This is a genomic window from Thalassospira sp. ABD4_177 (assembly GCF_056160125.1).
Genome location: NZ_JBSWWO010000002.1, coordinates 580,059 through 605,444, shown reverse-complemented (window position 1 = coordinate 605,444; position 25,386 = coordinate 580,059). Strand labels below are relative to the sequence as shown.

Annotated in this window: 17 protein-coding genes; 13 read left to right on the top strand and 4 right to left on the bottom strand. The window is 55.0% G+C overall.

Annotated elements, in window-relative coordinates:
• Positions 1-4 precede the first annotated feature (4 nt).
• The 9 genes from ptsP (at position 5) to ACXAF0_RS15540 (ending at position 12,632) form a co-directional block, all read left to right on the top strand.
• Positions 5-2,287: a phosphoenolpyruvate--protein phosphotransferase gene (gene ptsP, locus ACXAF0_RS15580; protein ID WP_475346761.1), complete on the top strand. Its 2,283-nt coding sequence runs from the start codon at positions 5-7 to the stop codon at positions 2,285-2,287.
• Positions 2,288-2,455: 168 nt separating this feature from the next.
• Positions 2,456-3,682, top strand: coding sequence for a helix-turn-helix domain-containing protein (locus tag ACXAF0_RS15575; protein WP_475346760.1), 1,227 nt, complete (start codon positions 2,456-2,458; stop codon positions 3,680-3,682).
• A gap of 181 nt (positions 3,683-3,863) precedes the next feature.
• Entirely contained in the window at positions 3,864-4,988 is a 1,125-nt protein-coding gene (ispG, locus tag ACXAF0_RS15570) for a flavodoxin-dependent (E)-4-hydroxy-3-methylbut-2-enyl-diphosphate synthase (protein WP_475346759.1), read from the top strand.
• A 128-nt stretch (positions 4,989-5,116) separates the two neighbouring features.
• Positions 5,117-6,358 carry a histidine--tRNA ligase gene (hisS, locus tag ACXAF0_RS15565; RefSeq protein ID WP_475346758.1) on the top strand — a complete coding sequence of 414 codons (1,242 nt, stop codon included), beginning with the start codon at positions 5,117-5,119 and terminating at the stop codon, positions 6,356-6,358.
• 7 nt (positions 6,359-6,365) lie between these two features.
• Positions 6,366-7,712 carry a glutamyl-tRNA reductase gene (gene hemA / locus ACXAF0_RS15560; RefSeq protein WP_475346757.1) on the top strand — a complete coding sequence of 449 codons (1,347 nt, stop codon included), beginning with the start codon at positions 6,366-6,368 and terminating at the stop codon, positions 7,710-7,712.
• Positions 7,709-8,791, top strand: coding sequence for a peptide chain release factor 1 (prfA, locus tag ACXAF0_RS15555; RefSeq protein ID WP_475346756.1), 1,083 nt, complete (start codon positions 7,709-7,711; stop codon positions 8,789-8,791). Before hemA ends, prfA begins: the two co-directional genes overlap by 4 nt.
• A 2-nt stretch (positions 8,792-8,793) precedes the next feature.
• On the top strand, positions 8,794-9,696 hold the full coding sequence (gene prmC, locus ACXAF0_RS15550; RefSeq protein ID WP_475346755.1) for a peptide chain release factor N(5)-glutamine methyltransferase: 903 nt from the start codon (positions 8,794-8,796) through the stop codon (positions 9,694-9,696).
• Positions 9,697-9,985: 289 nt separating this feature from the next.
• Complete coding sequence (locus tag ACXAF0_RS15545; RefSeq protein ID WP_475346754.1) at positions 9,986-10,753, top strand: DUF4167 domain-containing protein; 768 nt, start codon at positions 9,986-9,988, stop codon at positions 10,751-10,753.
• Positions 10,754-11,036: 283 nt separating this feature from the next.
• The gene (locus ACXAF0_RS15540; protein WP_475346753.1) at positions 11,037-12,632 is read left to right on the top strand and encodes a type IV secretory system conjugative DNA transfer family protein; all 1,596 of its coding nucleotides are present in this window, start codon (positions 11,037-11,039) and stop codon (positions 12,630-12,632) included.
• 6 nt (positions 12,633-12,638) lie between these two features.
• Here ACXAF0_RS15540 and ACXAF0_RS15535 read toward each other — a convergent pair whose 3' ends face one another.
• Positions 12,639-13,403: an MOSC domain-containing protein gene (locus tag ACXAF0_RS15535; RefSeq protein WP_475346752.1), complete on the bottom strand. Its 765-nt coding sequence runs from the start codon at positions 13,401-13,403 to the stop codon at positions 12,639-12,641.
• A 387-nt stretch (positions 13,404-13,790) separates the two neighbouring features.
• On the opposite strand from ACXAF0_RS15535, the gene clpB reads away from it, so the two are divergent.
• The gene (clpB, locus tag ACXAF0_RS15530) at positions 13,791-16,382 is read left to right on the top strand and encodes an ATP-dependent chaperone ClpB (protein ID WP_475346751.1); all 2,592 of its coding nucleotides are present in this window, start codon (positions 13,791-13,793) and stop codon (positions 16,380-16,382) included.
• Positions 16,383-16,576: 194 nt separating this feature from the next.
• Entirely contained in the window at positions 16,577-17,641 is a 1,065-nt protein-coding gene (locus tag ACXAF0_RS15525) for a phospholipase D-like domain-containing protein (protein WP_475346750.1), read from the top strand.
• A gap of 24 nt (positions 17,642-17,665) precedes the next feature.
• Here the strand turns inward: ACXAF0_RS15525 and ACXAF0_RS15520 are convergent, their stop codons facing one another.
• Together ACXAF0_RS15520 and ACXAF0_RS15515 are read right to left on the bottom strand one after the other, a co-directional pair.
• Complete coding sequence (locus ACXAF0_RS15520; protein WP_064789318.1) at positions 17,666-18,088, bottom strand: ATP-binding protein; 423 nt, start codon at positions 18,086-18,088, stop codon at positions 17,666-17,668.
• Between the two features lie 11 nt (positions 18,089-18,099).
• Positions 18,100-19,947 (bottom strand): AMP-dependent synthetase/ligase, encoded by a 1,848-nt coding sequence (locus tag ACXAF0_RS15515; protein ID WP_475346749.1) that lies wholly within the window; start codon positions 19,945-19,947, stop codon positions 18,100-18,102.
• A gap of 473 nt (positions 19,948-20,420) precedes the next feature.
• Here ACXAF0_RS15515 and ACXAF0_RS15510 point away from each other — a divergent pair, with 473 nt between their 5' ends.
• Together ACXAF0_RS15510 and ACXAF0_RS15505 are read left to right on the top strand one after the other, a co-directional pair.
• A complete protein-coding gene (locus ACXAF0_RS15510) occupies positions 20,421-22,196 on the top strand; it encodes a M3 family oligoendopeptidase (protein ID WP_475346748.1) in 1,776 nt (591 codons plus the stop codon).
• A gap of 1 nt (position 22,197) precedes the next feature.
• A complete protein-coding gene (locus ACXAF0_RS15505; protein WP_475346747.1) occupies positions 22,198-23,577 on the top strand; it encodes an ABC1 kinase family protein in 1,380 nt (459 codons plus the stop codon).
• Positions 23,578-23,627: 50 nt separating this feature from the next.
• Here ACXAF0_RS15505 and ACXAF0_RS15500 read toward each other — a convergent pair whose 3' ends face one another.
• Complete coding sequence (locus tag ACXAF0_RS15500; protein ID WP_475346746.1) at positions 23,628-25,325, bottom strand: hypothetical protein; 1,698 nt, start codon at positions 25,323-25,325, stop codon at positions 23,628-23,630.
• Positions 25,326-25,386: the final 61 nt, after the last annotated feature.

Below are 25,386 nucleotides of genomic sequence, written 5' to 3'. Positions count from 1 at the left end.
TCACATGAGCATTCCGTCCGCCGCAGTCTCTGGCCCGCGACGCCTTTTAAAGCGTGTGCGTGACGTCATGGCTGGTCCGGGGACTGCCGAAGAACGCCTCGGACAGATCGTGACCATCATTGCCGCCGACATGGTGGCAGAGGTGTGCTCGGTCTATGTCATGCGTGCGGGCGAAGTGCTTGAGCTGTTTGCGACCTGTGGCCTGTCCAAGGAAGCAGTTCACTTGACCCGCCTGCGGGTGGGCGAGGGGATTGTCGGTTTTGTCGCCGCACATGCGCGGCCACTCAACCTCAAGGACGCGCAAAGCCATCCGAACTTTGCCTATCGTCCGGAAACCGGCGAAGAAGTCTATCATTCCATGATCGGTGTGCCGATCCTGCGCGGTGGTCGCATCATCGGTGTGCTGGCAGTGCAGAACCGGACCGAGCGCCTGTATTCCGAGGACGAGCAGGAAGCGCTTGAAAACGTTGCCATGGTGCTGGCCGAAATGGTCGCCGCCGGCGAGCTGGTCAGCCGTGAAGAACTGATCCCGGCCGATGGTATTGCTCTGTTGCCTCTGCGTTTGGGTGGGGCGCGTCTGGCACCGGGGATTGGCAAGGGCCTAGCCGTATTGCATGAGCCGCGCATTGTCATTGACCGCATGGTGTCTGACGACCCGGAAGAAGAGCTGTCGCGCCTGCGTGAAGCCATGCATGGCCTGCAAAATCACCTAGATAAGATGCTTGAGGCCGTTGCTGGCATCGATGGCATGGATGAGGGCGATGATCCAGGCGATATTCTGGAAGCCTATCGGATGATTGCCCAGGATACCGGCTGGCTGAACCGGATTACCGAAGCGGTTCATACCGGCCTTACGGCCGAGGCCGCCGTTCAGAAAGTTCATGACGATACCCGTGCGCGCATGGCGCAGGTCACCGACCCTTATCTGCGCGAACGACTGCATGATCTTGAAGATCTGGCCAACCGTTTGCTGCAGCATCTTTCGGGGCAGTATCAGTCGCCAGCCTTTGGCGATTTGCCAGACGACATCATTCTGGTGGCGCGTAATATCGGCCCGGCAGAACTTCTTGATTACGACCACACCCGCTTGCGTGGGCTAGCGCTAGAAGAAGGCTCGCACACTTCGCACGTGGCGATTGTAGCGCGCGCGCTTGATATTCCGGTGCTGGGCGGGGTCAAGGGGGTCCTTGACAAGGTTGAGGCGGGCGATCCGCTGATCGTGGATTCAGACAACAGCCAACTGTTTGTGCGTCCCAGCGAGGATGTCCGGTCCGTTATTGATGGCGCACTGCGTGCCCGGGCGGAGCGAAAAGCCCTTTATGCCCAGATGCGCGACATGCCAGCGCGCACGACGGATGGGGCGGATATCTCGCTTAATGTGAATGCCGGTCTTTTGATTGATGTGCCGCATGTGATTGAAAGCGGTGCCGATGGGATTGGCCTGTACCGGACGGAAATTCCGTTCATGGTGCGCTCTGCCATGCCCGATATCACCGACCAGACCCAGCTCTATGACCGTATTTTCGAGCAAGCGGACGGTCGCCCTGTGGTGTTCAGGACGCTTGATGTCGGCGGTGACAAACTGCTGCCCTATTGGGAAGATATGACAGAAGAGAACCCGGCGATGGGCTGGCGATCCATCCGGATCACGCTGGATCGGCCGGCGGTGCTGGTCCATCAGCTGCGCGCGCTGATCCGTGCCGGACATGATCGTGATTTGTACATCATGTTCCCAATGATTGCCGAAGTTGCAGAGTTTGATATGGCCAAGGCGGTTCTTGATGAACAGCTAAAGCGTGAAGCCGCACGCGGTTTTGTCCCGCGCAAGGTCGAAGTCGGTGCGATGCTTGAAGTGCCGGCCCTGATTTGGCAGGCTCCGGCCCTGATGGAGCGGGTTGATTTCCTGTCGGTCGGCACCAACGATCTGTTGCAGTTCATGTTTGCCGCTGACCGCGGAAATCCGCGCATTGAAGGGCGATATGATACCTTGTCACCAAGTGTATTTGCGTTTATGCGTCAATTGGTGACATTGTGTGATCAGCGCAATGTGCGCCTGACCATTTGTGGTGAAATGGCGGGGCGGCCGCTCGAAGCGATGGCCCTTATCGGTTTGGGAATCAAGCGTTTGTCGATGGCGCCAGCCTCTGTCGGTCCTGTAAAGGAAATGGTCAGAAGTATGTGCAAGTCTGAAGTCGAACGATATATTCTGACGATAATGGATAATCCAACCAGATCATTGCGGTCGCGTCTTAAGGCTTTCGCAATAGATCACGGTGTAAAACTTTAAAAACAATCGCTTTTGGTGGGGATATCTGCTAGGTTTATTGCTAGATCGTAACGTGGGGGTGCGGAGTTGGCGATCAAAAAGCGAAAGGAAGATCATTTGGATGACGAGACCCGTGGACGCCTTCGTTTCAGGCCTTTGTCCGGGGATCAGGCATCAAATGATGTTGTGATGGACGAACAGAATAGCCAGGTCGGTGGTTACACCGAAGTCGGGAGCCTGCTTAAGGCCACCCGCAATGGTTTGGGGCAATCAGTCGATGACGTTTGCCGCATGCTTCGTATTCGCAAAATTTACATCGAAGCCATCGAAAGCAGTGACTATTCGGTTCTGCCGAACGGTCCTTATGGGCTTGGCTTCGTAAAGGCGTATGCTGAACATCTCGGACTGGATGGCGCGGAAATCGCGCGCCGCTTCCGTGAAGAAAGCAACGCGCCTGCAGTGCGCAGTGAACTGTCCTTCCCGAAACCGGTTCAGGAAAGCCGTGTGCCGGGTGGGGCCGTTCTTTTGATTGCGGTCATGCTTGGATTGGGTGCCTATGGCGGCTGGTACTATCTTTCCAGCCAGGGCAAAACCATTGCTGATCTGGTCGATCCGCTGCCAGAACGTCTGGCAAGCTATTCGACCCCGGCAACCGAAGAACCCGAACCTCGCACGCTTGAAAACGCAGCCGACGCGCAAGCCGCCGAGGCCGAGATGGAAACACCCGTATCGGTCATTGCCGAGCAGGAGCAACCCGTTGCCAGCGCGCCGGAAAGTGCGGTTGAGCCGGAAGCCCCGGTTGAAGAAGTAACGGTTTCCGAGGCCCCGGCCGAAGAAACGGCACCCGAGGCTGTAACCGAAGTTGCCGAAGCACCGGCAGAGCCGGCCGAGGCACCTGTTGTTGCCGAAGAAGTTGCAGAAGCCGCCCCTGAAGCGGCACCGGTTGCTGAAGATGTGGCAACGGTGAGCGAAGAAACGGTCGCTGAAGAAGCGCCGGTCGTCGCCGAAGTTACAGAGGCACCTGTGGAAGATGAAGTTGCCGAAGCCCCGGCTGCACCCGCAGCCGAAGTCGCATCGGTTCCGGCCGCCCCGGAAGTCGATGATGCGGGTGGGGCGCGTGTCTTTGGCGCGCTCAATTTTGATAGCCGGGTGACCATCTCTGCTGTTGAAACCAGCTGGGTGCGTATCCGAGAAGAAGACGGAAATGTTCTTCTGACCCGGATGCTGACGGCGGGTGATACCTACAAAGTTCCGAATCGTGACGGCTTGAAACTTGAAGTCGGCAATGCAGGCGCACTGACCTACAGCATCGATGGCGCAGACGCGCAGCCGGTCGGTGAATATGGCGCGGTGATTTCGGACTTCTCGCTTGATGTCGGTGATCTGACCCAGACTGAAGAACCGACGGTTCAGTAGCTTGCACCAACGCCATCTGGCGATGAAAACAGACAAAATTCGAAAGGCGATCCAAACGGGTCGCCTTTTTTCGTGACAGCTATGCGAAATCTGGCGGAAAATCTGTTAGGCAACGGTTTCTAATCGGTGTTTGATAAGCTATATACTCCCCCAAGACATTTTGAACATTTTGGAACCGGAAATGAGCGTCCGCCCATATCGCGATATTGAACGCCGCCAAAGCCGCAAAATCCGTGTCGGTGATGTGGAAGTCGGCGGGGATGCACCGATCTCGGTGCAGTCGATGACCAACACCCTGACCACCGATGTGAACGCGACTGTTGCGCAGATCCATCGTCTGGAAGAGGCCGGTGCGGATATCGTTCGTGTGTCCTGCCCGGATCAGGAATCAACGGCGGCCCTGAAAGACATCATCAAGCAGGTGCATGTCCCGCTCGTTGCCGATATCCATTTCCATTACAAACGCGCGATTGAGGCCGCCGAAGCCGGTGCCGCCTGCCTCCGCATCAACCCGGGCAATATCGGGTCGACCGACCGCGTGCGTGAAGTCGTCAAGGCGGCCAAGGATCATGGCTGTTCCATGCGAATTGGTGTGAATGCCGGCTCGCTTGAAAAGGAACTTCTGGAACGCTACGGCGAGCCATGCCCGGAAGCGATGGTCGAGAGTGCGCTGAACCACGCCAAGGTTCTTGAAGATCAGGACTTCCGCGAATTCAAGGTTTCGGTCAAGGCATCGGACGTGTTCCTTGCGGTGGCGGCCTATTACGGTCTCGCAGAAGCCTGCGACTATCCGCTGCATCTTGGCATTACCGAGGCCGGTGGCCTGCGCGGCGGGACGGTGAAATCATCGATTGGTATGGGTAACCTGCTGTGGGCCGGGATTGGCGATACGCTTCGTGTGTCGCTGTCTGCCGACCCGGTCGAGGAAATCCATGTTGGCTTTGATATCCTGAAATCGCTTGGTCTTCGTACCCGTGGTGTTCAGATCATTTCCTGCCCGTCTTGCGCACGTCAGGGCTTTAACGTGGTTGAGACTGTGGCTGCCCTTGAAGAACGTCTGGCGCACATTTCCACCCCGATTTCGCTGTCGATCATTGGGTGTATCGTTAATGGCCCGGGTGAAGCGCGCGAAACCGATATCGGTCTGACCGGTGGCGGTGGTGGGAACCACAAGATGTATATTTCCGGCCGCCCCGATCACAATATCAGCACGGAAAAGATGGTCGACCATATCGTCGAGCTGGTCGAAGAACGTGCAGCAAAGATCGAAGCCGAAGAAGCCGCCAAGAAAACCGCGGCGGAATAGCAAGGCAGAATTGACTACTTTTGGCTTTCCGCCACACCGGCGGAAAGCTATTTTCATGTTCGCATGTATTTGCGCCTATTGATGTTTTGCGCAAGTATCAGGAATTCAAGTTAGATCGGAGACCCAAAGTGGCATCGCTTCAACCCGTCCGTGGCACGCACGACCTTCTGCCGGAACAGAACCGTCTGCAGGATTACATCGCGAATACCGCACGCGAAATCGGCGAGTTGTATGGCTACCATCGCATGACCACGCCGATCTTCGAATTTACCGAAGTCTTTGCCCGTACCCTTGGCGATACGTCCGATGTCGTGACCAAGGAAATGTACACCTTTGAAGATCGTGGTGGCGAACAGGTCACCCTGCGTCCCGAAGGGACGGCTGGTATTGCGCGTGCCTATATTTCAAACGGCATGCAGCAGATGTCACCGGTCAAGGTAAGCTATTATGGCCCGATGTTCCGTTATGAGCGCCCGCAAAAAGGCCGTCAGCGTCAGTTCCACCAGATCGGTGCAGAACTGCTTGGCGTTGAACAGGTCGCAGGCGATATCGAGATGATCGGGTATGGCGCGCATATCCTAAAGGCACTTGGTCTTTGGGACAGCATCACGCTGGAACTCAACACCCTTGGCGATCCGGAAAGCCGCGCGGCCTATCGCGATGTGCTGGTCGATTACTTCAAGGGCCATTTTGACAAGCTATCCGAAGACAGCCGGGCACGTCTTGATAAGAACCCGCTGCGTATCCTTGATTCCAAGGATGAAGGCGACCGCGAACTGGTGGCCAACGCCCCGCTGTTTGCCGAATACCTGAACGCGCATTCCCGGGAATTCTTCAGGAACCTGACCGAAGGCCTTGGTGATATCGGCATCAATTACGAGCTGAACCCGCGTCTCGTGCGCGGGTTGGATTACTACTGCCATACCTGCTTTGAGTTCACCACCAACACCCTTGGTGCACAGGGCACGGTGATGGCCGGTGGCCGTTATGACGGGCTGATTTCGACCATGGGTGGTCCGCAGACCGCCGGTGTTGGCTGGGCTGCCGGTGTTGAACGCCTGGCTCTTATGGTTGGCGAAGCTCCGGCAGGTGCCCGCCCGGTGGCGTTGGTGCCGATGGGGGACGCGGCCGAAGCCAAATGCCGTTCCCTCGCGCAGACCTTGCGTGAAGACGGTGTCGCGGTTGAGCTTGGTTATTCCGGCAATATGAAAAAGCGCCTCAAGCGTGCGGACAAGGCCAATGCCAAACTGGCGGTGATTCTTGGCGATGATGAGCTTGCCAATAGCGTTGCCCAGCTGCGCGACCTTGATAGCGGCGAGCAGCAGGAAGTGGCGCTTGATCAATTGGCTGACGTGATCGGCAAGAAGTGAGAATGGTGTGACGGACGGGATTTCGCATGAGGATGCCGGGGACTGGCCGCTCGATCGCCTGATGGTGATCGGCACCAATCATCGGCGCTCCAGCGAGGATACCCGCGACCGTCTGTTCATTGACGAAGCCCGATTGCCGCAATTCCTGGCGGCCATTGAGCAAGCCCGACTGGGACAGGCGGTGGTCGTTTCGACCTGTAACCGCACCGAAATTCACTTGCTGGCGTCCGAGGCCGAACGTGGCCGCGAACGCCTGATTGATCTAATGTCGCTTTGGGCTGATCTGGATCGTGACCAGCTGGCGAGCGAGCTTTATATCCGGTCCGGCCGGGATGCGTTGCGCCATATGTTTGCGGTTGCCGCGTCGCTCGACAGTCTGGTGATTGGCGAGCCGGAAGTCTTTGGTCAGGTCAAGGACGCCCATCGCATCGCGCGCAAGCATAACCTTGTCGGGCGCGAGTTGGAGCAGGTCTACCAGACCGCTTATGGCATCGCCAAAAAGGTCCGTAACCAGACCGGGATCGGTCAGGGCGCGGTTTCCATCGCGGCAGCAGCACAATCGGTTGCGCGTGACCTGCATGGTGACCTTGGCGATTGTACATTGCTGGTGGCCGGTGCCGGTGACATGGGCGAGTTGATTGCAGCGTCGCTGGCAGAACGTGGCATTGGTCGCATTCTGGTGACTGACCGCCTGACTGCACGTGCGCGGCTCGTGGCACGCCGACTGGATTGCCACTGGTCGGAAATTGATGATCTTGATCGTCTGCTGGCCGAGGCGGACCTTGTTCTGACCGCCGGTGGATCGCGCCGCTACATGATCGACAAGGAACGCGCGCTGGCATCGGTCAAGCGTCGCCGGTTCCGCCCGGTTCTGATGATCGATACGGCCGTACCGGGCGATATTGATCCGCAGGTTGACGAGATCGATGAAGTGTTCTTTTACCGTATCGAGGATCTGGAAAAGATCGCAGCCGAAGGGCGTGGTGGACGCGAAGAAAAGGCTGATCAGGCCTGGGCCCTGATTGAGGCGGAGCTTGATGGTTTTGTGCGTGACCGTGCGCAGCGTGCGGCTGTGCCGGCGATTGCAGATCTGCGCAAACGGTTCGAAGCCGTACGTGCAGACGCGTTGAATGAAAGTCACGGGGACGCAGAAAAGGCGACCCGGCTTTTGGTCAATCGGCTTTTGCATGCGCCGACACAGGCATTGAAGGAGTTGGCGACGACAACAGACGGTGCTGGCACCGTGGAATGGGTCAAGGCCCAGAAACTGTTGGCGCGTTTGTTTGAACTTGAAGACAAGCCGCTTGGGACCAATGAGGCACCCGGCGACCCTGAACAGGAGAATAAAGAGTGAGTTTGGACCTTGGGAAGCTCGAAGGTGTCACGCGCCGGTTCGACGAACTCAACGCGCTTCTTTCAAGCGGGGAGCTTGATGGTGACGGCTTTTCCAAGCTGTCGCGCGAACATGCCGAATTGGCCCCGGTCGTTGAGGCGATTGAGGCTTATAAAAAGCTTCTAGGCGATCTGGAAGATGCCGAGGAAATCCTGGCCGATCCGGAAGGTGATCGCGACATGCGCGAAATGGCCGAGGCCGAGAAATACGACATTCAGGAAAAGCTGCCCGAGGCAGAGCGTCAGATGAAGCTGATGCTGATCCCCAAGGATAGTGCAGACACCAAAAACGCCATTCTTGAAATTCGTGCCGGGACCGGTGGCGAAGAGGCCGCCCTGTTTGCTGCTGATCTGTATCGGATGTATCAGCGCTATGCCGAGGGGCGCGGCTGGAAATTCGAACAGATGGATGCCAGCGAAAACGACCTTGGCGGTTTCAAGGAAGTGATCGTCAATGTGTCGGGCACGGATGTCTTTGCCCGCCTGAAATTTGAAAGTGGCGTGCACCGTGTGCAACGTGTGCCGGTCACCGAAGGGGGCGGGCGTATTCACACATCTGCGGCCACAGTGGCGGTTCTGCCCGAAGCCGAAGAGGTCGATATCAAAATTGATCCCAAGGATTTGCGCGTTGATACCTATCGTTCACAAGGGGCGGGTGGTCAGCACGTCAATACCACCGATAGTGCGGTACGTATTACCCATATCCCGACCGGTGTTGTCGCGGCCAGCCAGGAAGCCAAGTCGCAGCACAAGAACAAAGAAAAAGCGATGAAGATGCTGATGTCGCGTCTTTATGATCAGGAACGCGAAAGCAAGGACAGCGAACGCGCCGCAGACCGCAAATCACAGGTCGGATCGGGTGACCGTTCAGAACGCATTCGCACCTATAACTTCCCGCAAGGGCGCGTATCGGATCATCGCATCAACCTAACCCTTTATCGCTTGGATGATTTCATTGCCGGTGGTCCGGCCGTCGATGAAATGATTGATGCCCTGATCGCCGAGGAGCAGGCCCAAAAGCTTGCCGAAATTGAAAGCTGATCATGTCTTCTGACACGTCACCAACCCTTGGTACCCTGATGGCCGAGGCGGTTGCAGCCTTGAGCGGTGCGGGGATTGAAAATGCCCGGATGGATGCGCGTATTCTACTGGCGCGGGCCGCGGGTGTTGATGGCGGCCGGATCAGCGCCTGGCCCGAAGATGTCGTGGCCGTAGACAAGGCAGCGAAATTCCGCGACATGATCGCGCGTCGCATCGGGCATGAACCGGTTGGGCGTATCCTTGGTGAGCGTGATTTTTGGCGCCATACCTTCAAGCTGTCGCCCGAAACGCTGGAGCCGCGACCTGATAGCGAAACGCTGGTCGAATGGGCGATTGATTCCCTTGAAGATGCGGATGCGCCAAGGATTGTTGATTTCGGCACCGGTACTGGCTGCCTGTTATTATCCGCGATTGGGGATTTGCCCGGCGCGACTGGGATCGGGCTTGATCTGAGTGAAGGTGCTGTGGCGTGCGCGCGCGAAAATGCCCGACTTCTGGAGCTTGAAGACCAAGTCGAGTTTCGGGTTTCGGATTGGGATAGTGCACTGAGTGACGCAGATCGTGCCGAAGGATTTGATCTTGTCATGTCCAATCCGCCCTATATCACGGCGGACGAGATGACCACCCTGTCGCCGGAAGTACAAAAGTTTGATCCGCGTCTTGCCCTGACCGATGAGGGCGATGGGCTTGCGGCCTATCGTGCCTTGTCGAACGTGGCATTTGATCTGGCAAAGCCCGGTGGATTTGTCATTTTCGAGATCGGTCGCGGTCAGGAAAAGGATGTCGGGCAATTGTTGATCGAGGCCGGTTTTGTCGGGGTGGAATACCGCGAAGATTTGGGCGGTGTTGTTCGCTGCGTTGCGGCAAAGAAAACCCGTTGTTCGGTTGGACGCTGCGTAATCTGATAAATCCACGCCTGTGATGTAAAAAAAGCATCGGTGAGTGAAAAAAACAGTTGGAATACGCCGCCAAGCCATATAGGTTGAATTGAACGGGCCGGGTGCCCAACGCGCTTATGAAAGCGCCGTGTTCCCCTGTAAACAGTCAACAATCTCCGTTCCTTTCAAGGTTCCCGGCAGGTTTGTATTAATGCCGAGATCGGCGCTGTTTAGCGGGAAATATGTTTTTCAGACGGAGTGGTTCCGGGGCCGATGATGCCGCCGGATTGTCCTTCAACACCAAAGTCATGTTGATATGAGAAATAACAATAAACGTCCGCGCGGACGGCAACAGTCGAATAAACGTCCAGTAAATCCAAAATTCCAGAATTTTGACAGCAATGGGCCGGACGGCCGTGTACGCGGCAATGCCCAGCAGGTCTATGAAAAGTATGTTTCGCTGGCAAAGGACGCGACTGACGATCCTGTTCTGGCTGAAAACTACTACCAGCATGCTGAACACTACCATCGTATCCTTCAGGCTGCCCAGGAATGGGAAAACCAGCGCCGTGAGGAACGTGGTGAAAACAATCGTCAGCGCAACAACCGTGGCCGTGACGACCGTAACGACGCCCAGTCAAACCAGAATGACGACCAGCAGGGTGACACCAACGAAAACGCTGAAAATGCGTCGAACAATGGTGACGACAACACCCCGGTAGAGGCAGACAAAAATGCTGCTGAAACGTCTGAGGATGATGGCGGTAAGCCCAAGCGCACCCCGCGTGCCCGTCGTTCGGATGGACGTGGTCCGGGCCGTGGTCGCCCGCGCAAATCCGATGATGCCAATGCCAGTGCAGATGAAAACGCACCGGCTGACGCATCTGGTGATGACGCACCGGCAAATGCCGACAGCACTGAGCAGGGCGAAGACGGCGAAAAGAAAACCCGCCGGGCAGCAAGCGGTACGGCGCGTACGCGCGGCCGTCACCCGACAGCCCGTCGTGGTCGCAGCCGTGCAGCGGGCCGAGATGACGAAGAAGGTGCCACTTCTGATGAGGGATCCGAGCCGGTTTCGGCCTGATCTGACCAGAGGCGGTCTTTCAACATGACAAACACCCCTGCAAGTCAACGCTTGCAGGGGTGTTGTCGTTTGGGCGCACACGCCAAATGCAAACATACCCCCAAAGACGCAGTGCTTTAAGGTATGCGAAACTGTATAAGCATATAATCGAATATCCCGTGCAACCGTCGATTAACGCTCGCGCGGGTTCTGGGACAAATCACATATAAAACCGTGAAGCCAAGACCGGCATCAAACAACCGGCATCCTTTCACGGTACAGGCGCATTCTCGGGGAGTGTTAGATGGGGACTGGCTTATTTCGGGTCGTCATGGTTTTGCTATGGGCTCTTGGCGGTATGGTTATCGCCCTTGGGCTGTTTAACGGTGACTACGAGTTGGCCCTTCTGGGGGCTGTCTGTTTCATCGTCCCGATGTTCATCCCGCTGGTTGTCATCGTACTGAACCGCCTGAAACCATCATCCTCTTCGAAATCAAAGAAACCCAAACTCGGGGCCAAGGGATCGCGGATGAAGGCCGACGGGGAGTGGGCCAGCGTCGAGGACCTCAATGCGCGTAAGTTGCTGGAAAATAATCCGGCATTTGTTCTGGGGCGCTTCGGCGATGACAAGCGCCTGATCGGTGCCAATGGTCTGAAACGCGTTTTGACCTTTGCCACCAAGCCCGAGGAATATTACCGCGCCTCGGCCGAGCCAAATGCCCTTTTGCATACGGGAAACCTGTTTGTTTATGAGCGCCATGGCAGCATTTTTCGCGCCATTCACGACCGAAGGACCAAGCTTGGGCAAAGGCTGATCGTTCTTGATCCGCACAAGCAGACCGGGGTGGAAACCGAACAGTTCAACCCGTTTGATTTTATCCGCCAGCAGGGTGAAGGCCTGATTACTGATACCGGCTTTATTGCCGACACGCTTCTTGCCCCGATGTTCGTCAAGGAACTTGATGAACAGGAAGTCCGTACGGCGCGGACCCTGCTTCAGGGCTTTATTGTTTTTACAATCCAGCGCAGTGCGAAGGAAGATCGCAACCTTGGTGAAGTGCGCCGTAACCTGATCATGCCATCACATCGGTTCTACAAGATTCTTGAAGAAATGATGAGCATCGAGTCTGCCGATGGTCGTATCTCCGAGGTCGCGCTCAATATCCTTGATATGACCGAAGATCAGCGCATGAAGATCATCGAGGCCTGCCGGGCAGCCACCGAAGAATTCGACAATCCGCAAATCTCGCGACTGGTCAGCAAAAGCAGCTTTACGCTCGAAGACATTACCAGCGGTCCTGTGTCGATCTTTGTGATTGGTCAGCTTGGCGGCGAAAACCCGGAAGTTCAGCCGTCCTTTAGTCGTGTGATGCTGTCTGGCATGATGAACCTGATCAATCAGCGGGGATGGAAATCGGGCGATCCGGAATTTCTTGTTCTGCTAGACGGCATTGAAAGCGTTGGCCGCATGCCATTGTTCGAGCGCCTTCTGGGTGGTGGGTATGGCGACGGCATGGTGGTCTGGCCGGGCTTTACCGGCGTCAGTGGCCTGATGGATGTTTGTTTGAACTGGGAAAACGTCGTCGGACGTGTTGATGCCATCTCGGTCCTGAGCCAGGAAGGTGCGTTCAACCTGGATTGGGTGTCCGGTCTGACGGCAATGTCGAAATTTGATGATACGGGTGGCGGCAAGGATACCAGTCGCCCGGTCCATTTGCGATCACAGGACAATCAGCCGATCCTGAAATCGGCTGAGGTGGCCCGCTTCCCGAAGGAAGAACAAATTCTGTTTCGCAAGGGATGTCCGCCCATTCGCGCGCACCGTATCGACTGGTATCACGACGAGATGTTCAAGGGCATGGCTGTTCATGCCCCGACATTCAATTCCGGCAATGACTGATCGCCTTTAAGCAAGGATCAGTTCATCGCCCGGTGTGATCGTGCCATCGTCAAGGGCCTCAAGGTACACACCCATATAAAGGTGGTTTACGCCTTTACGCAGCATCAGTGGAACGTTGATATCGGCAACCGCGGTATCGGGATTAACACTGGTCGCCTTGCAGCGGGTGATCGGGTGAACCACACGGAACGAGATATCATTGATCTTGATGATCTTGTCTTCGTTCCATTCCAGCTCTTTCCAGGGCTCCAGCCCGTCAACCAGCAGGTTGCCGCGAAACCGCATCGGATCGATTTCGCTTTGAACGATGCGGGTGCCGAAATCACGGATAGAAGCCAGGTTCAACAACGATATGAACGGTTCCTTCATGTCGCCGAAATGGGTATCGGGCACGGAATAGATTTTTGGCGTGCCGGCAATCTCGTTCTTTAAAAACGCCTTGAGGAAATCCTCGACCACGGTGCGGCCCATGGACTCGTCAAGCTTGCCTTTACAGATCGCGCGCCCGTTCCGAAGGATCGTCAGCGTGCTGGTGGTGTCATCATAGTCGGTGCCGATTTCGGCGAGCTTGGGGGTGTTCACCAGCTGCAGGAAATTGCTTTTACGGGCCCATTCATGCACGCCTTCCTGTCCGACCGAGGACTGGGTGGCAATCACAAAGCGGCGGTCATCGGTAATCATCTTATGGGCTGTGATCTTTGCTTCTTTAAGATCAACACCGCGCATTCCCTTGACCGGGTATCGTTTGATAGCTTTGAGCTCGATCGTCATGATCTGTGTTCCTGTATGGCGCTTTGGCATGCCTGAAAGAGTGGGGCGAATGGCATGTCTGTTTTTATCTGTCCGGGCGACGTTAGAACGTTGTTTTGCCAAGGGCAACCTTTGATACGCTGGCCACTGTCACCATCGACAACGCGCGCGATTCAGCGGTCTTGCCTGCTATCTGGAATAATGCCAGAAAGTTGTGTTGCGGTGCACAAATAATTCTTGCAACTTTTGTAGGGGGATATGGTTGCAAACGCGCTAGACTGAGACATATCAATGTTGTCGCTGTCGAAAAAATCTATAATTTTGAAATTCGGTAATGACACCAATGTCGTGGACGCTTCCAAGAAGGTCCACATCGTCTGAATACTGTTGGCTCAAGGAGTGACAGGAATGGAATTTGAAAACTTCACGGATCGGTCAAAAGGCTTTCTGCAGTCGGCGCAATCGCTTGCGCTGCGTGAAAACCATCAGCAATTTGTCCCGATCCATCTGCTTAAGGTGCTGCTTGATGACGAAGAAGGTCTGGCAGCCAATCTGATCAAGGCATCCGGCGGCAAGCCGAAGGTTGCCCAGGAACGTTGCGCGCAGGAACTGGCAAAATTGCCACAGGTTTCTGGCGGCAATGGTCAGATTTATCTTTCATCTGAATTTGCACGTCTGATTGATCAGGCACAGGAAATCGCCAAGAAGGCCGGTGACAGTTTTGTCACGTCGGAACGGCTGCTTCTGACCATCGCGCTTGATCCGAAATCAACGGCGGGCAAGGTGCTGGCTGATGCCGGTGTTACCGCGCAAGGTCTGAACGGCGCGATCAATGACATCCGTAAGGGCCGTACGGCCGATAGTGCCGGTGCTGAAAACCAGTATGACGCGCTTAAGAAATATGCCCGCGACCTGACCGAGGCCGCGCGCGAAGGCAAACTCGACCCGGTCATTGGCCGTGACGAGGAAATCCGTCGTGCGGTGCAGGTTCTGTCACGCCGGACCAAGAACAACCCGGTCATGATCGGTGAACCCGGTGTGGGTAAAACCGCGATTGCCGAAGGTCTGGCGCTGCGGATCGTCAAGGGTGACGTGCCCGAAACGCTTAAGGACAAGAAACTTCTGTCGCTTGACCTTGGCGCGTTGATTGCCGGTGCGAAATTCCGGGGTGAATTTGAAGAACGCCTGAAAGCGGTTCTGAGCGAAATTGAATCAGAAGCCGGTGAGGTCATCCTGTTCATCGACGAATTGCACACGCTTGTCGGTGCCGGTAAGGCCGAAGGGTCGATGGATGCATCGAACCTTCTGAAACCGGCTTTGGCGCGCGGTGAACTGCACTGCGTTGGTGCGACGACTTTGGATGAATACCGTCAGCATATCGAAAAGGACGCGGCGCTTGCCCGTCGTTTCCAGCCGGTGTTCGTCAACGAGCCGTCTGTGACTGACACGGTCTCGATCCTGCGCGGGATCAAGGACAAATACGAACTCCATCACGGGGTGCGTATTGCCGATGCTGCGCTGGTGGCGGCCGCAACCCTTTCGAACCGTTACATCACGGATCGGTTCTTGCCCGATAAGGCCATCGATTTGATGGATGAGGCGTCCTCGCGCTTGCGCATGGAGCTTGATTCCAAACCGGAAGAAATCGATGAACTCGATCGCCGTATCATCCAGCTCAAGATCGAGCGAGAAGCGCTCAAGAAAGAGCAGGACAGTGCATCAAAGGATCGCCTTGGCCGTCTGGACAAGGAACTGGCCGAGCTTGAAGGCAAATCCGCCGAGCTGACTGCGAAATGGGAAGCCCAGAAGAAAGAACTGGCAGCTTCAACCCATATCAAGGAGCAGCTTGATCAGGCGCGTGGTGAACTTGAACGTGCGATGCGTGATGGCAAGCTTGATCGTGCCGGACAGCTTCAATACGAAGAAATTCCGGCTCTGATGACGCTGCTTGAAAAGGCGGAAAACGATCCGTCGCGTGGCATCAAGGAAGAAGCGGTTACCGAAAAGCACATTGCGTCCGTCGTGTCGCGCTGGACCGGTATCCCGGTCGACAAGATGCTCGAGGGCGAGCGTGAAAAACTTCTGGAAATGGAAGACACGCTGCGCAAACGGGTTGTCGGTCAGGATGATGCGGTACGTTCGATCTCCAACGCGGTGCGTCGTGCGCGGGCAGGCCTGCAGGATCCAAACCGACCGATTGGTTCGTTCCTGTTCCTGGGCCCCACGGGTGTCGGTAAAACCGAGCTGACCAAGGCGCTGGCGCAGTTCCTGTTTGATGATGAACAGGCCATGGTCCGGATTGATATGTCCGAATTCATGGAAAAGCATGCGGTGGCACGTCTGATCGGTGCACCTCCGGGCTATGTCGGCTATGAGGAGGGCGGTTCGCTGACCGAAGCGGTACGTCGTCGCCCGTATCAGGTTGTCCTGTTTGATGAGGTCGAAAAAGCACATCCCGATGTGTTTAACGTCCTGCTGCAGGTGCTTGACGAAGGGCGTCTGACCGATGGCCAGGGCCGGGTTGTCGACTTCCGCAATACGCTGATCATTCTGACCTCGAACCTTGGTGGGGAAATCCTTGCCAATCAGGAACCGGGTCATGACAGCGGCGAAGTCCGCGCCCAGGTCATGGAAATCGTTCGGGCATCGTTCCGTCCGGAATTCCTTAACCGTCTGGATGAGACCATCCTGTTCCATCGTCTGCATCGCGATCAGATGGGCAAGATTGTTGATATCCAGCTTGGTCGCCTCGAAAAGCTTCTGTTTGATCGCAAGATCAATCTCAAGCTTGATGACGGTGCCAAGGATTGGTTGGCCGAAAAAGGCTATGACCCGATCTATGGTGCCCGTCCGCTCAAACGCGTGATCCAGCGCTATCTGCAGAACCCGCTGGCGATGCAGATACTCGAAGGCGGGATTAGCGATGGCGATACGGTCCCGGTCTCGGCCGAGGGCAAAGACCTTCTGCTGAATGGCAAAAAGGTCGAGGTGATCAGTTAGCTTCTTCTTTTGAAAGCGATGCAATCTTCAAAAACCCCGGCTTTAAAGCTGGGGTTTTTCATTTGAAGCTCGTTTTGTTCTTGTGCTGCGCACGGTAGAGAAAGGCAAATTTGCGGAATGGATTATAAAGAAAAGTGAGTGTATGATAAAACCTAAGGTGGATGGTTGCAAGCATTAATCTATTGAGGATGGTCATGTCGATTAAGATTGGGGATGTCGAATTCTACAGTGGTCCACATACACTAGGGGCACCCGATAACTTGGAAAGTGTCATTGTTGAGTTCATTGATGCCGCAACGAAGCGTCTTGAAATTGCGGTTCAAGAGCTTGAAAGTCGACCGATAGCCGACGCCATTATTCGGGCGCGGCAACGTCGGGTCGTCGTCAAGCTGGTGATTGAACAGAGCTATCTTCGTAGTCCCAAAACAAGAGAACTACCATTTGTTGCGGGTGGCAAGCACGAACCAAACCGTGTCATTCATGATGCAATATTGCGCTCAAATATCGATGTTAAGGTCGATTACAACCCGAGCATATTCCATCAAAAGTTTATTATCAGGGATCGTGAAGCTGTATTGACCGGCAGTATGAACTTCACGCCGACAGGAACGCATCACAATCTGAATCACGTTGTGGTCTTGAATGATCGCAAAATCGCGGCAACTTATACGCGGGAGTTTGGCGAAATTCAACGAGGCCATTTTGGCAAACGTAACGAAGGACACGACGTCGAGCCGACATATGAAACAGTTTCGAGCATCCCAATAAAAGTTGCATTTGCTCCAGACCATAACCCGGAGATGGAAATCATGAAGCAAATGATGAAGGCGCGCACACGCATCGACTTTGCAATTTTCACATTTTCGAAATCATCGGGTATAGACGATACCATGCTGCGTCTTCTGGAATGCGGTATGCCGATTAGAGGTGCTTTTGACTATGCGCAGGGAGTGCGCAAGTGGGCTCCAACACGCGATTTGGTTGCGGCTGGCGGGATGCTGTATGGGGTTAAGAAATCGGGCCAGTTGGGTAAGCTGCATCACAAGCTCATGGTTCTCGATGATCAAGTCGTCATTGCGGGATCTTTCAATTACACAGGCCCTGCAAACCAACTGAACGACGAAAACATCATCGTTATGGGGACATTTGAACCGAAGTCCGATGCCCAGCGTGAGGCGCAATCTAAGGTCGCGATGTTCGCGCGAAAGGAGATTGATCGGATTATCGAGGAGTATGGCGCAGCGTTGACTGGCAGGTAAGGATCCGTTTTTACAACGCATCCCTTAGCGGTATTTTTCCGGCAGCGGTTCCCAGCGATCGCGCATATCGGCAAGGGTCTCGTCAGGCACCATGTGGATGCTGCCAAAACGGCCATGGCATTCGACGATCTGCAGCAGAATGTCGTGCTTGTCGGCCATGTCGATATAGGCCTTCATTTCCCAGAAACGGGTAAATGTGTTGGAGACAACAACGTCGTACCCTTCTGACAGGGCGTTGTGACATTCGGCCTCGCACCTGGCGTGGGTTTGCGACAGGCGGGTGCCGTCAAACTCGTAAAACCCTTCATGGTCGACCATGAACATGTCGGCTTCGAGATGGACCGCACCGGTGGCCTGGCACAGATTTTTGGCGAGTGTTGATTTACCCGATCCGGGAAGACCCCGGACCAGGGTAAGCGTTTGTTTGATTTCTTTGGGGCGCGTCATCGTCTTTATGGTCAGTCTTTGGGCTTTTCTTGGGCGCTTTTGCTGCCACTGCGCTTGCGCTGATAAAGGCCGTCAAGCTGCTTGCCATAGGCTTCCCGGATCTTGTGACGGCGGATCTTCATCGACGGGGTCAGCATTTCGTTGTCAATGGTAAAGGGCGCTTCGGCAAACATGAAGCTGCGCACCTTTTCAATCGTCGACAGGCGCTGATTGACATGGTCAATGGCGGTGCGGATGGTTTTGCGGAAGTCATCATTCTTGGCGAGTTCTTCGATGGAATTCGAAATGCCATTCTCGCGGGCGAATTCGCGCATGAAGTCTTCTTCCGGCCACAGGACGGCAACCAGATAAGGTTTGTCATCGCCATAGACCATCGCCTGGGAAATCTCGGTTTCAAGGGTCATCAGGCCTTCGATCCGCTGGGGCGAGATATTGTCGCCACCGGAATTGACGATGATGTCCTTCTTGCGATCCGTGATCATCAGGCTGCCCTGTTCATCGAACTTGCCGATATCACCGGTATGCAGCCAGCCATCAATGATGGTCGCAGCGGTGACGTCGGGCAGGTTCCAGTAGCCCTTCATCATGCTTTCGCCGCTAAGCAGGATCTCGCCGTCCTCGGCGATCTTGACCTTGGCGCCGACCATTGGCGGCCCAACGGTGCGCAGTTTGTTGTTTTCTGCACGGTTGCACGAAACCACGGGGGCAAATTCGGTCTGACCGTAACCCTGAAGAATGCGAATGCCGCACGAGACGAACAGAACGCCCAGTTCGTAATTCAGCGGACCACCACCCGAGACCATCGCCTTGATCCGCCCGCCGAAGCGCTGGCGCAGCTTGCGACGGAGTAACAGCTCGCAGGCAAGGTTCTGAAGCTTTTCGATCAGGCCAAGTCGTTCGCCTTCGTAATTCTTGCGGCCCAGACGCAGCGTCAGGTCAAACAGCTTTTGCTTCAGGCCGCCTTCCTTTTCGACCATGCGGCTCATGCGCTGATAAAGCATCTCATAAAGGCGCGGCACAGCCGTCATGATGGTCGGTTTGACTTCGGCGAGGTTGGTGGCCAGCTTATCAAGCCCCTCGGCGTAATAGATCTGGGCATCAATACTGATCGGGAAATAAAGGCCCGCAGTATGTTCATAAGAATGTGACAGCGGCAGGAAGGAGAGGAAGATTTCCTTGTCGATGCCAAGGGTTTCGATGATGTCAAACGCACCCATGCAGTTTGAAATGATCGCCCCGTGGCTGAGCATGACACCCTTGGGCGAGCCACCCGTGCCGGATGTGTAAATCAGGCAGGCCAAGTCATCGCGATTGATCTTGGAAATCCAGTCATCGACATCATGGCTCAGACCGCGCCCCTTGGCGATCAGGTCATCCCAGCGCGAAATGGTGATGTCACCGACAAAGCTTTGTCCCCATTCTTCCATCATGATCGCATGGCGGCAGCGCCCGCTATCAAGGGCGGCATGCAGGAAGGGCTGGGCAAGTTTCTTGGTGGAGATAATGGCAATCGCTGCACCACTGTCTTCGATCGCGTGCAGATGATCGCGCTCGGTATTGGTGGTGTAGGCCGGGACGGTCATGGCGCCAACGCACATGATGGCAAGATCGGCAATGCCCCATTCGGTGCGGTTTTCCGAAACCAGCAGAACCCGGTCGCCGGGGCGGACCCCTATGTCATAAAGGGCGCGCGCAAGGGCGCGGACGTGATCGGCGGCTTCCTGCCAGCTGGTCGGGACAAATTCCTTGCCCTCTGAATCCTTGGTCCAAAGAAACGGCGTGTCGCCATGTTTCTTGGCCTTTTCAAAAAACATGGTCGGCAAGTTTTGCCAATTGGCATAATCCTGCAAACTTGTCATGACGTTTCCTTGCCTCACTCTTGGTTCCCGCGAACGGGCAATCTTTGCGCTGCCCTGATGGTAACGCTGTCATTTCCTTTTTCCTTATACCCGCGCGGATGTGCTGCAGATCGGAATAAACGAACGTTCCACGATGAATTTGTTATCAGGGATTGCACAATTGCGCAGCCTGAAAATGACATTTTAAAGACCGAATTGTCGCCCATGTCACACAAACGCGGTCCCGGAAACCTTGTTCCGGTCAAAAGCCCGGTAAAATGCGGTTTGTTTGGGGTTGGATGCGGCTTTGCTGTTGTCCATGGCACAGGGAACGATATGATCGACCCAGCAATTTGAAACCGTATCTGTAAACTGGTCTGGTGATATGGCTTTGACGGGCTATATATCGGATCCGGACGATTAAAAACGCAAAGGCACATCCCTTTGCTGTGCGGATCGGACGCACGCGGCCAACGAGACTGTCTGGAGGACAAATGAACGCGATCAACAAGAATTTGCCGACCTGGGATCTGACCGATCTCTATAATGATCTGAAAGACCCGAATATCCGGCGCGATCTTGATGATGCCAAAAGCCGCTCTCAGGCATTCCAGCAAAGCTATCAGGGCAAACTCAATGACCTGTCTGGCGATGAGCTGGCAGCCGCCATTGCCGAATACGAAGCGATCAGCGAGATTTGCGGCAAGATCGGCTCCTTTGCGCAGCTGAAATATGCCGGTGACAGCTCGGACGCGGCCATTGGTCAGTTCTATCAGTTCGTTCAGGAAGAAATGACCGGCATTTCCAGCCTGTCGCTGTTCTTTGGTCTTGAAATCAACCGTATCGAAGATGCGTCGCTTGATGCGAAGTATGAACAAAGCGAAGCGCTGCGTCGTTATCGCCCGTGGCTTGATGAAAACCGTGCCTTCCGCCCGCATCAGCTTTCCGACGAGGTCGAGCAGGTCCTGCATGAGCGCCGCGTTGCCGGATCGGCCGCATGGGTGCGTCTGTTTGATCAGACCATGGCGGAGCTCCGCTTCCCGATTGATGGCGAAGACCTGACCATGTCAGATGCCGCCAACATGCTGTCCTCGAACAAGGTTGACGACCGCAAAAAGGCCGCCAAATCCATCGGCGACGTTCTGGGCAAGAACATCAAGCTTCTGGCGCACATCACCAATACCCTTGCCAAGGACAAGGAAATTGATGATCGCCTGCGCAAGTTCGCAACCCCGGTATCGTCGCGCAACCTGTCCAACCAGGTCGAGGACGAAGTTGTCGATGCGCTTAATACCGCTGTCAAAGACAGCCATGCTGATCTGTCGCACCGCTATTATCGCCTGAAAGCGAAATGGTTTGGTGTTGATCAGCTTGATTACTGGGATCGTAATGCGCCGCTGCCCGATGATGATGATCGTCAGATCGATTGGGATACCGCGCGTTCGACCGTGCTTAAGGCTTACGGCGAGTTTTCCCCGGAACTGGCCGAGGTCGGCCAGAAATTCTTCGATAATCCGTGGATTGATGTGCCGCCGCGTGCGGGCAAGTCATCGGGCGCCTTTGCCCACCCGACGGTGCCGTCTGCCCATCCCTACTTGCTATTGAACTATCACGGCAAGACGCGTGATGTGATGACGCTTGCCCATGAGCTGGGCCATGGCGTGCATCAGGTGCTGGCCGGTGAGCAGGGCTATTTCCTGTCTGATACGCCGCTTACACTCGCGGAAACTGCGTCGGTGTTTGGTGAAATGCTGACCTTCCAGTCGATGCTGCGTGCAGAAACCGATCCGAAGATGAAGCGCATCATGCTGGCTGGCAAGGTTGAGGATATGCTCAACACCGTCGTGCGTCAGATCGCGTTCTTCGAGTTTGAAAAACGCGTGCATGACAAGCGCCGCGAAGGTGAATTGACCGTTGATGAGATCTGCGACATCTGGTTGGCCGTACAGCATGAAAGTCTGGGCGATGCCATCCGCTATGAAGACGAATACAAGTACTACTGGTCTTATATTCCGCACTTCATCCATTCGCCGTTCTATGTCTATGCCTACGCCTTTGGCGATTGCCTGGTGAACTCGCTGTATGATGTTTATCAGGGGGCTGAAGACGGCTTCCAGCAGAAGTATCTTGATATGCTGAAAGCCGGTGGCACCAAACGGCACAAGGAACTTCTGGCACCGTTCGGACTTGATGCATCGGACCCGGCCTTCTGGCAGCGGGGCCTTAACATGATCAAGCGCATGATCGACGAGCTGGAGGAGCTTTCCTGAGATGAGTGATGACGACGATGATTATACCGCCGCGAACGAGGAAAACAGGTTTGGCGGGCGGGTTCGTCGTTATGCACGGGTGGGTGCCTCGGCCAGTAAGCTGGCCGCGCGCCTTGCCACGGGAAAAATGTTCGGTGGCGAGGTTGATCACGCCAAATACGCCGCCGAACTGACCTCCGCCCTGGGCGGGCTTAAGGGCCCGCTCATGAAGGTCGCCCAGATCTTATCCACCATCCCTGATGCCCTGCCCAAGGAATATACCCAGGCCTTGGCAGAACTGCAGGCCGATGCCCCCAGCATGGGCTGGCTGTTTGTCAAACGCCGCATGCGCAGCGAACTGGGCGCCGGATGGCAATCGAAATTCACCGAATTCAGCCACGATGCAGTGGCGGCCGCATCGCTTGGTCAGGTGCATAAGGCAACCTTGCCCGATGGCCAGGATGTAGCGTGCAAGCTGCAATATCCCGATATGTCGGCAACTGTTGAGGCCGATCTGAAACAGCTGCGCGCGGCCTTTGCGATCTATAAGCGCTATGACAGCGCGATTGATGCCCAAAACATTCAAGAAGAACTGACGGCCCGCCTGCGTGAAGAACTTGATTATGAGCGTGAAGCCAAACATATGCGCCTGTATCGCCACATGCTGGCCGATGAGGATTGCGTGCATGTGCCCGAACCGGTTGATGATTTGACCACCAAGCGGCTTTTGACCATGACCTGGCAAAAGGGGCAGAAGTTCAAACACTTCCTTGAAAGCGATCCCGATCAGGACGCGCGCAATCAGGTGGCACTTAATATGTTTCGCGCCTGGTATGTGCCATTTTATCGCTATGGCGTCATTCATGGCGATCCGCATCTCGGCAACTACACCCTGCGTGATGATCGGTCGGTCAATCTTCTGGATTTCGGTTGTATCCGCATTTTCAAACCCGACTTCGTTCAGGCGGTGATCACGCTATATGAAGCACTGCGCGACGAGGACGAGGAAAAGGCAGTTTCGGCCTATGAAAGCTGGGGCTTTGAAAATCCGTCACGTGAACTGATTGATGTGCTCAATATCTGGGCCAGCTTTGTGTATGGCCCGATCCTTGATGACCGGGAACGCAAGATGGGTGAAACCAACTCGGTCGCTTATGGCGCAGAGGTCGCGGGCAAGGTGCACCAGGAACTGCGGCGTGTCGGGGGTGTCAAACCGCCGCGCGAGTTTGTTCTGGTTGATCGTGCAGCGGTCGGGCTTGGCGCGGTGTTCCTGCGTCTGGATGCACAGGTGAACTGGTATCGCCTGTTCAACGATCTGGTTGGTGACTTTGACGTCGCAAAACTCGAAGCCCGGCAGAAAGCCGCCCTTGATCAGATTGGTCTCGAGCGACCGAGGGATTAATCGAATATAATTACAGCCCCGGTGCATTCGCATCGGGGCTGTCATCTGGATCAATGATCCGGGGCTTTCGGCAGGTCAGGGCTTATGCCATCAAAAATGTGACTTATGCCCAACCCATCAGATGCGCTGGAAGAATAATGACATCCAAAGCAACTTGTTTCCTGCTGGAAGGTTTCCATCGTGGTGTTGGCCAGGATGGTTGATCCGGTGTTCTTGTCGTAGTTGTCATTTGTTGGGATGCTGCCGTCACTCGTCCAGATTGCCCCGCTCAGGAAGTAATATTGCCTTGGGTCACCTTCGTTGTTCCCTCTGACAAATCCTCTGAAATCGTTGTTCAGGGAAATGATCTGTGTATTTTGCGAGATGACATCTGTATCCGTATCGCTCTGCATATTACCCCATGGGTGTAAGCGTGTGACATTGGAAGGCTGAATCGGCACTTCCAAAGGTTCGGTGACAGGCACATTTGCAACGATGTCGCTATTCTCAATGCAGCCATAGCCCTTTAGGTCGTCAGAGCAACTTAGGGCAAATTCTGCAATTTCATCAACAATAGTGCCATCGGAGAACGTCCATTTCGAGCCGGTTGCCGGCTCTTTGACTTCTACGACCTGACCACTTGTATTTGTATAGTAGTAGGTGGAGTTCGGGGCGTTGTCTTCATGCTCGATGGTTGCCCAGATCATTTCTGGATGATCTTCAACGGAGCCGACCACATGCATGCCGACCATAGCCATTTTTTTTGTTTCGGAACCGATTACAAACCAGCGATTCGGGTCTGATTTGTCGTAAACTGGGACTTCCTGATTCTGAATAATATACTTGTACCGTTTATCTGACGGCAGTGTTGAGGCATCAACCCATGATGTTTTGAGCTCAATGGCCAGTGAAAGATAGTCGACGGCGGGTTCGATTTCAGGAATCGTCAGACGCGTGTTCTGCTCTTGAGTACTTACTGTATCGGGGAAGAAGTACGGACAGAGGAGTTTGTCAATGGCATCAGGCACCGTGCCTCGCTCAACGAAGCCCTTTTCCTTGGCATAGGCCAAGGTGGCGCACGCTTCGACCTTTGAAGTCGGGAAGCGGGCGAGGTTCGGGTCAATCTTCACAAGGCGAGAGAGGACCTTTTTATACAGGTTCAAAAAATACCCGTACAGTCGGTTTGTGTGAACAGCATAATAGGTCAGGGACGGCGTTTCACCCTGTGTCAGGAGTACGCCACTCGTTTCTCCTGCCTGACCGACACTGTCATCTTCATCCGATTTCTTGGTACGCAAGCTGACAGCCATGCTTGGTGAGCTCACACCTGTGCCCTGAGCCAGAAGTTGAGTGTGATCCGCAGAGAGGCGATAGAAAAACTCGCTGTTAAATACATAGGGCAGATCGACAGGGAAAGTTGGGTTGGTTGTCTGGCTTCCTGTGTCGTTGATGGTCGAGGTCAGCCAAAGGAACATCTGCGCGCCCCATTTATAGAAGTCGCAGTGGTTTGTTGTGTCTTTGGAAAATTCCGGACCGTTTGCCGGGAAGACGTAAACCATGCCACTGGTTGCATCATAAACGGGCCCGAAAGGGGTTGTTGGCGAGAAAAGCTTAAGCTTGGTCCAGTCGTCATTGAATTCGGAAGCCGATAAAGAGCATTTTGACTGATCGACATCTGGCGGGAAATATGTCTGAGCGGTTGCTGGTGAAATTGTTGTTATTGAAACAACAATTGCCGACAGGCCTGTGGCGAGCAGTCCAAGTTTCATTCGCATTGTTTTGTCCCCATCTCTACCTGGTGAAGAATGTCCGTACTGGAAGTCTTGATTA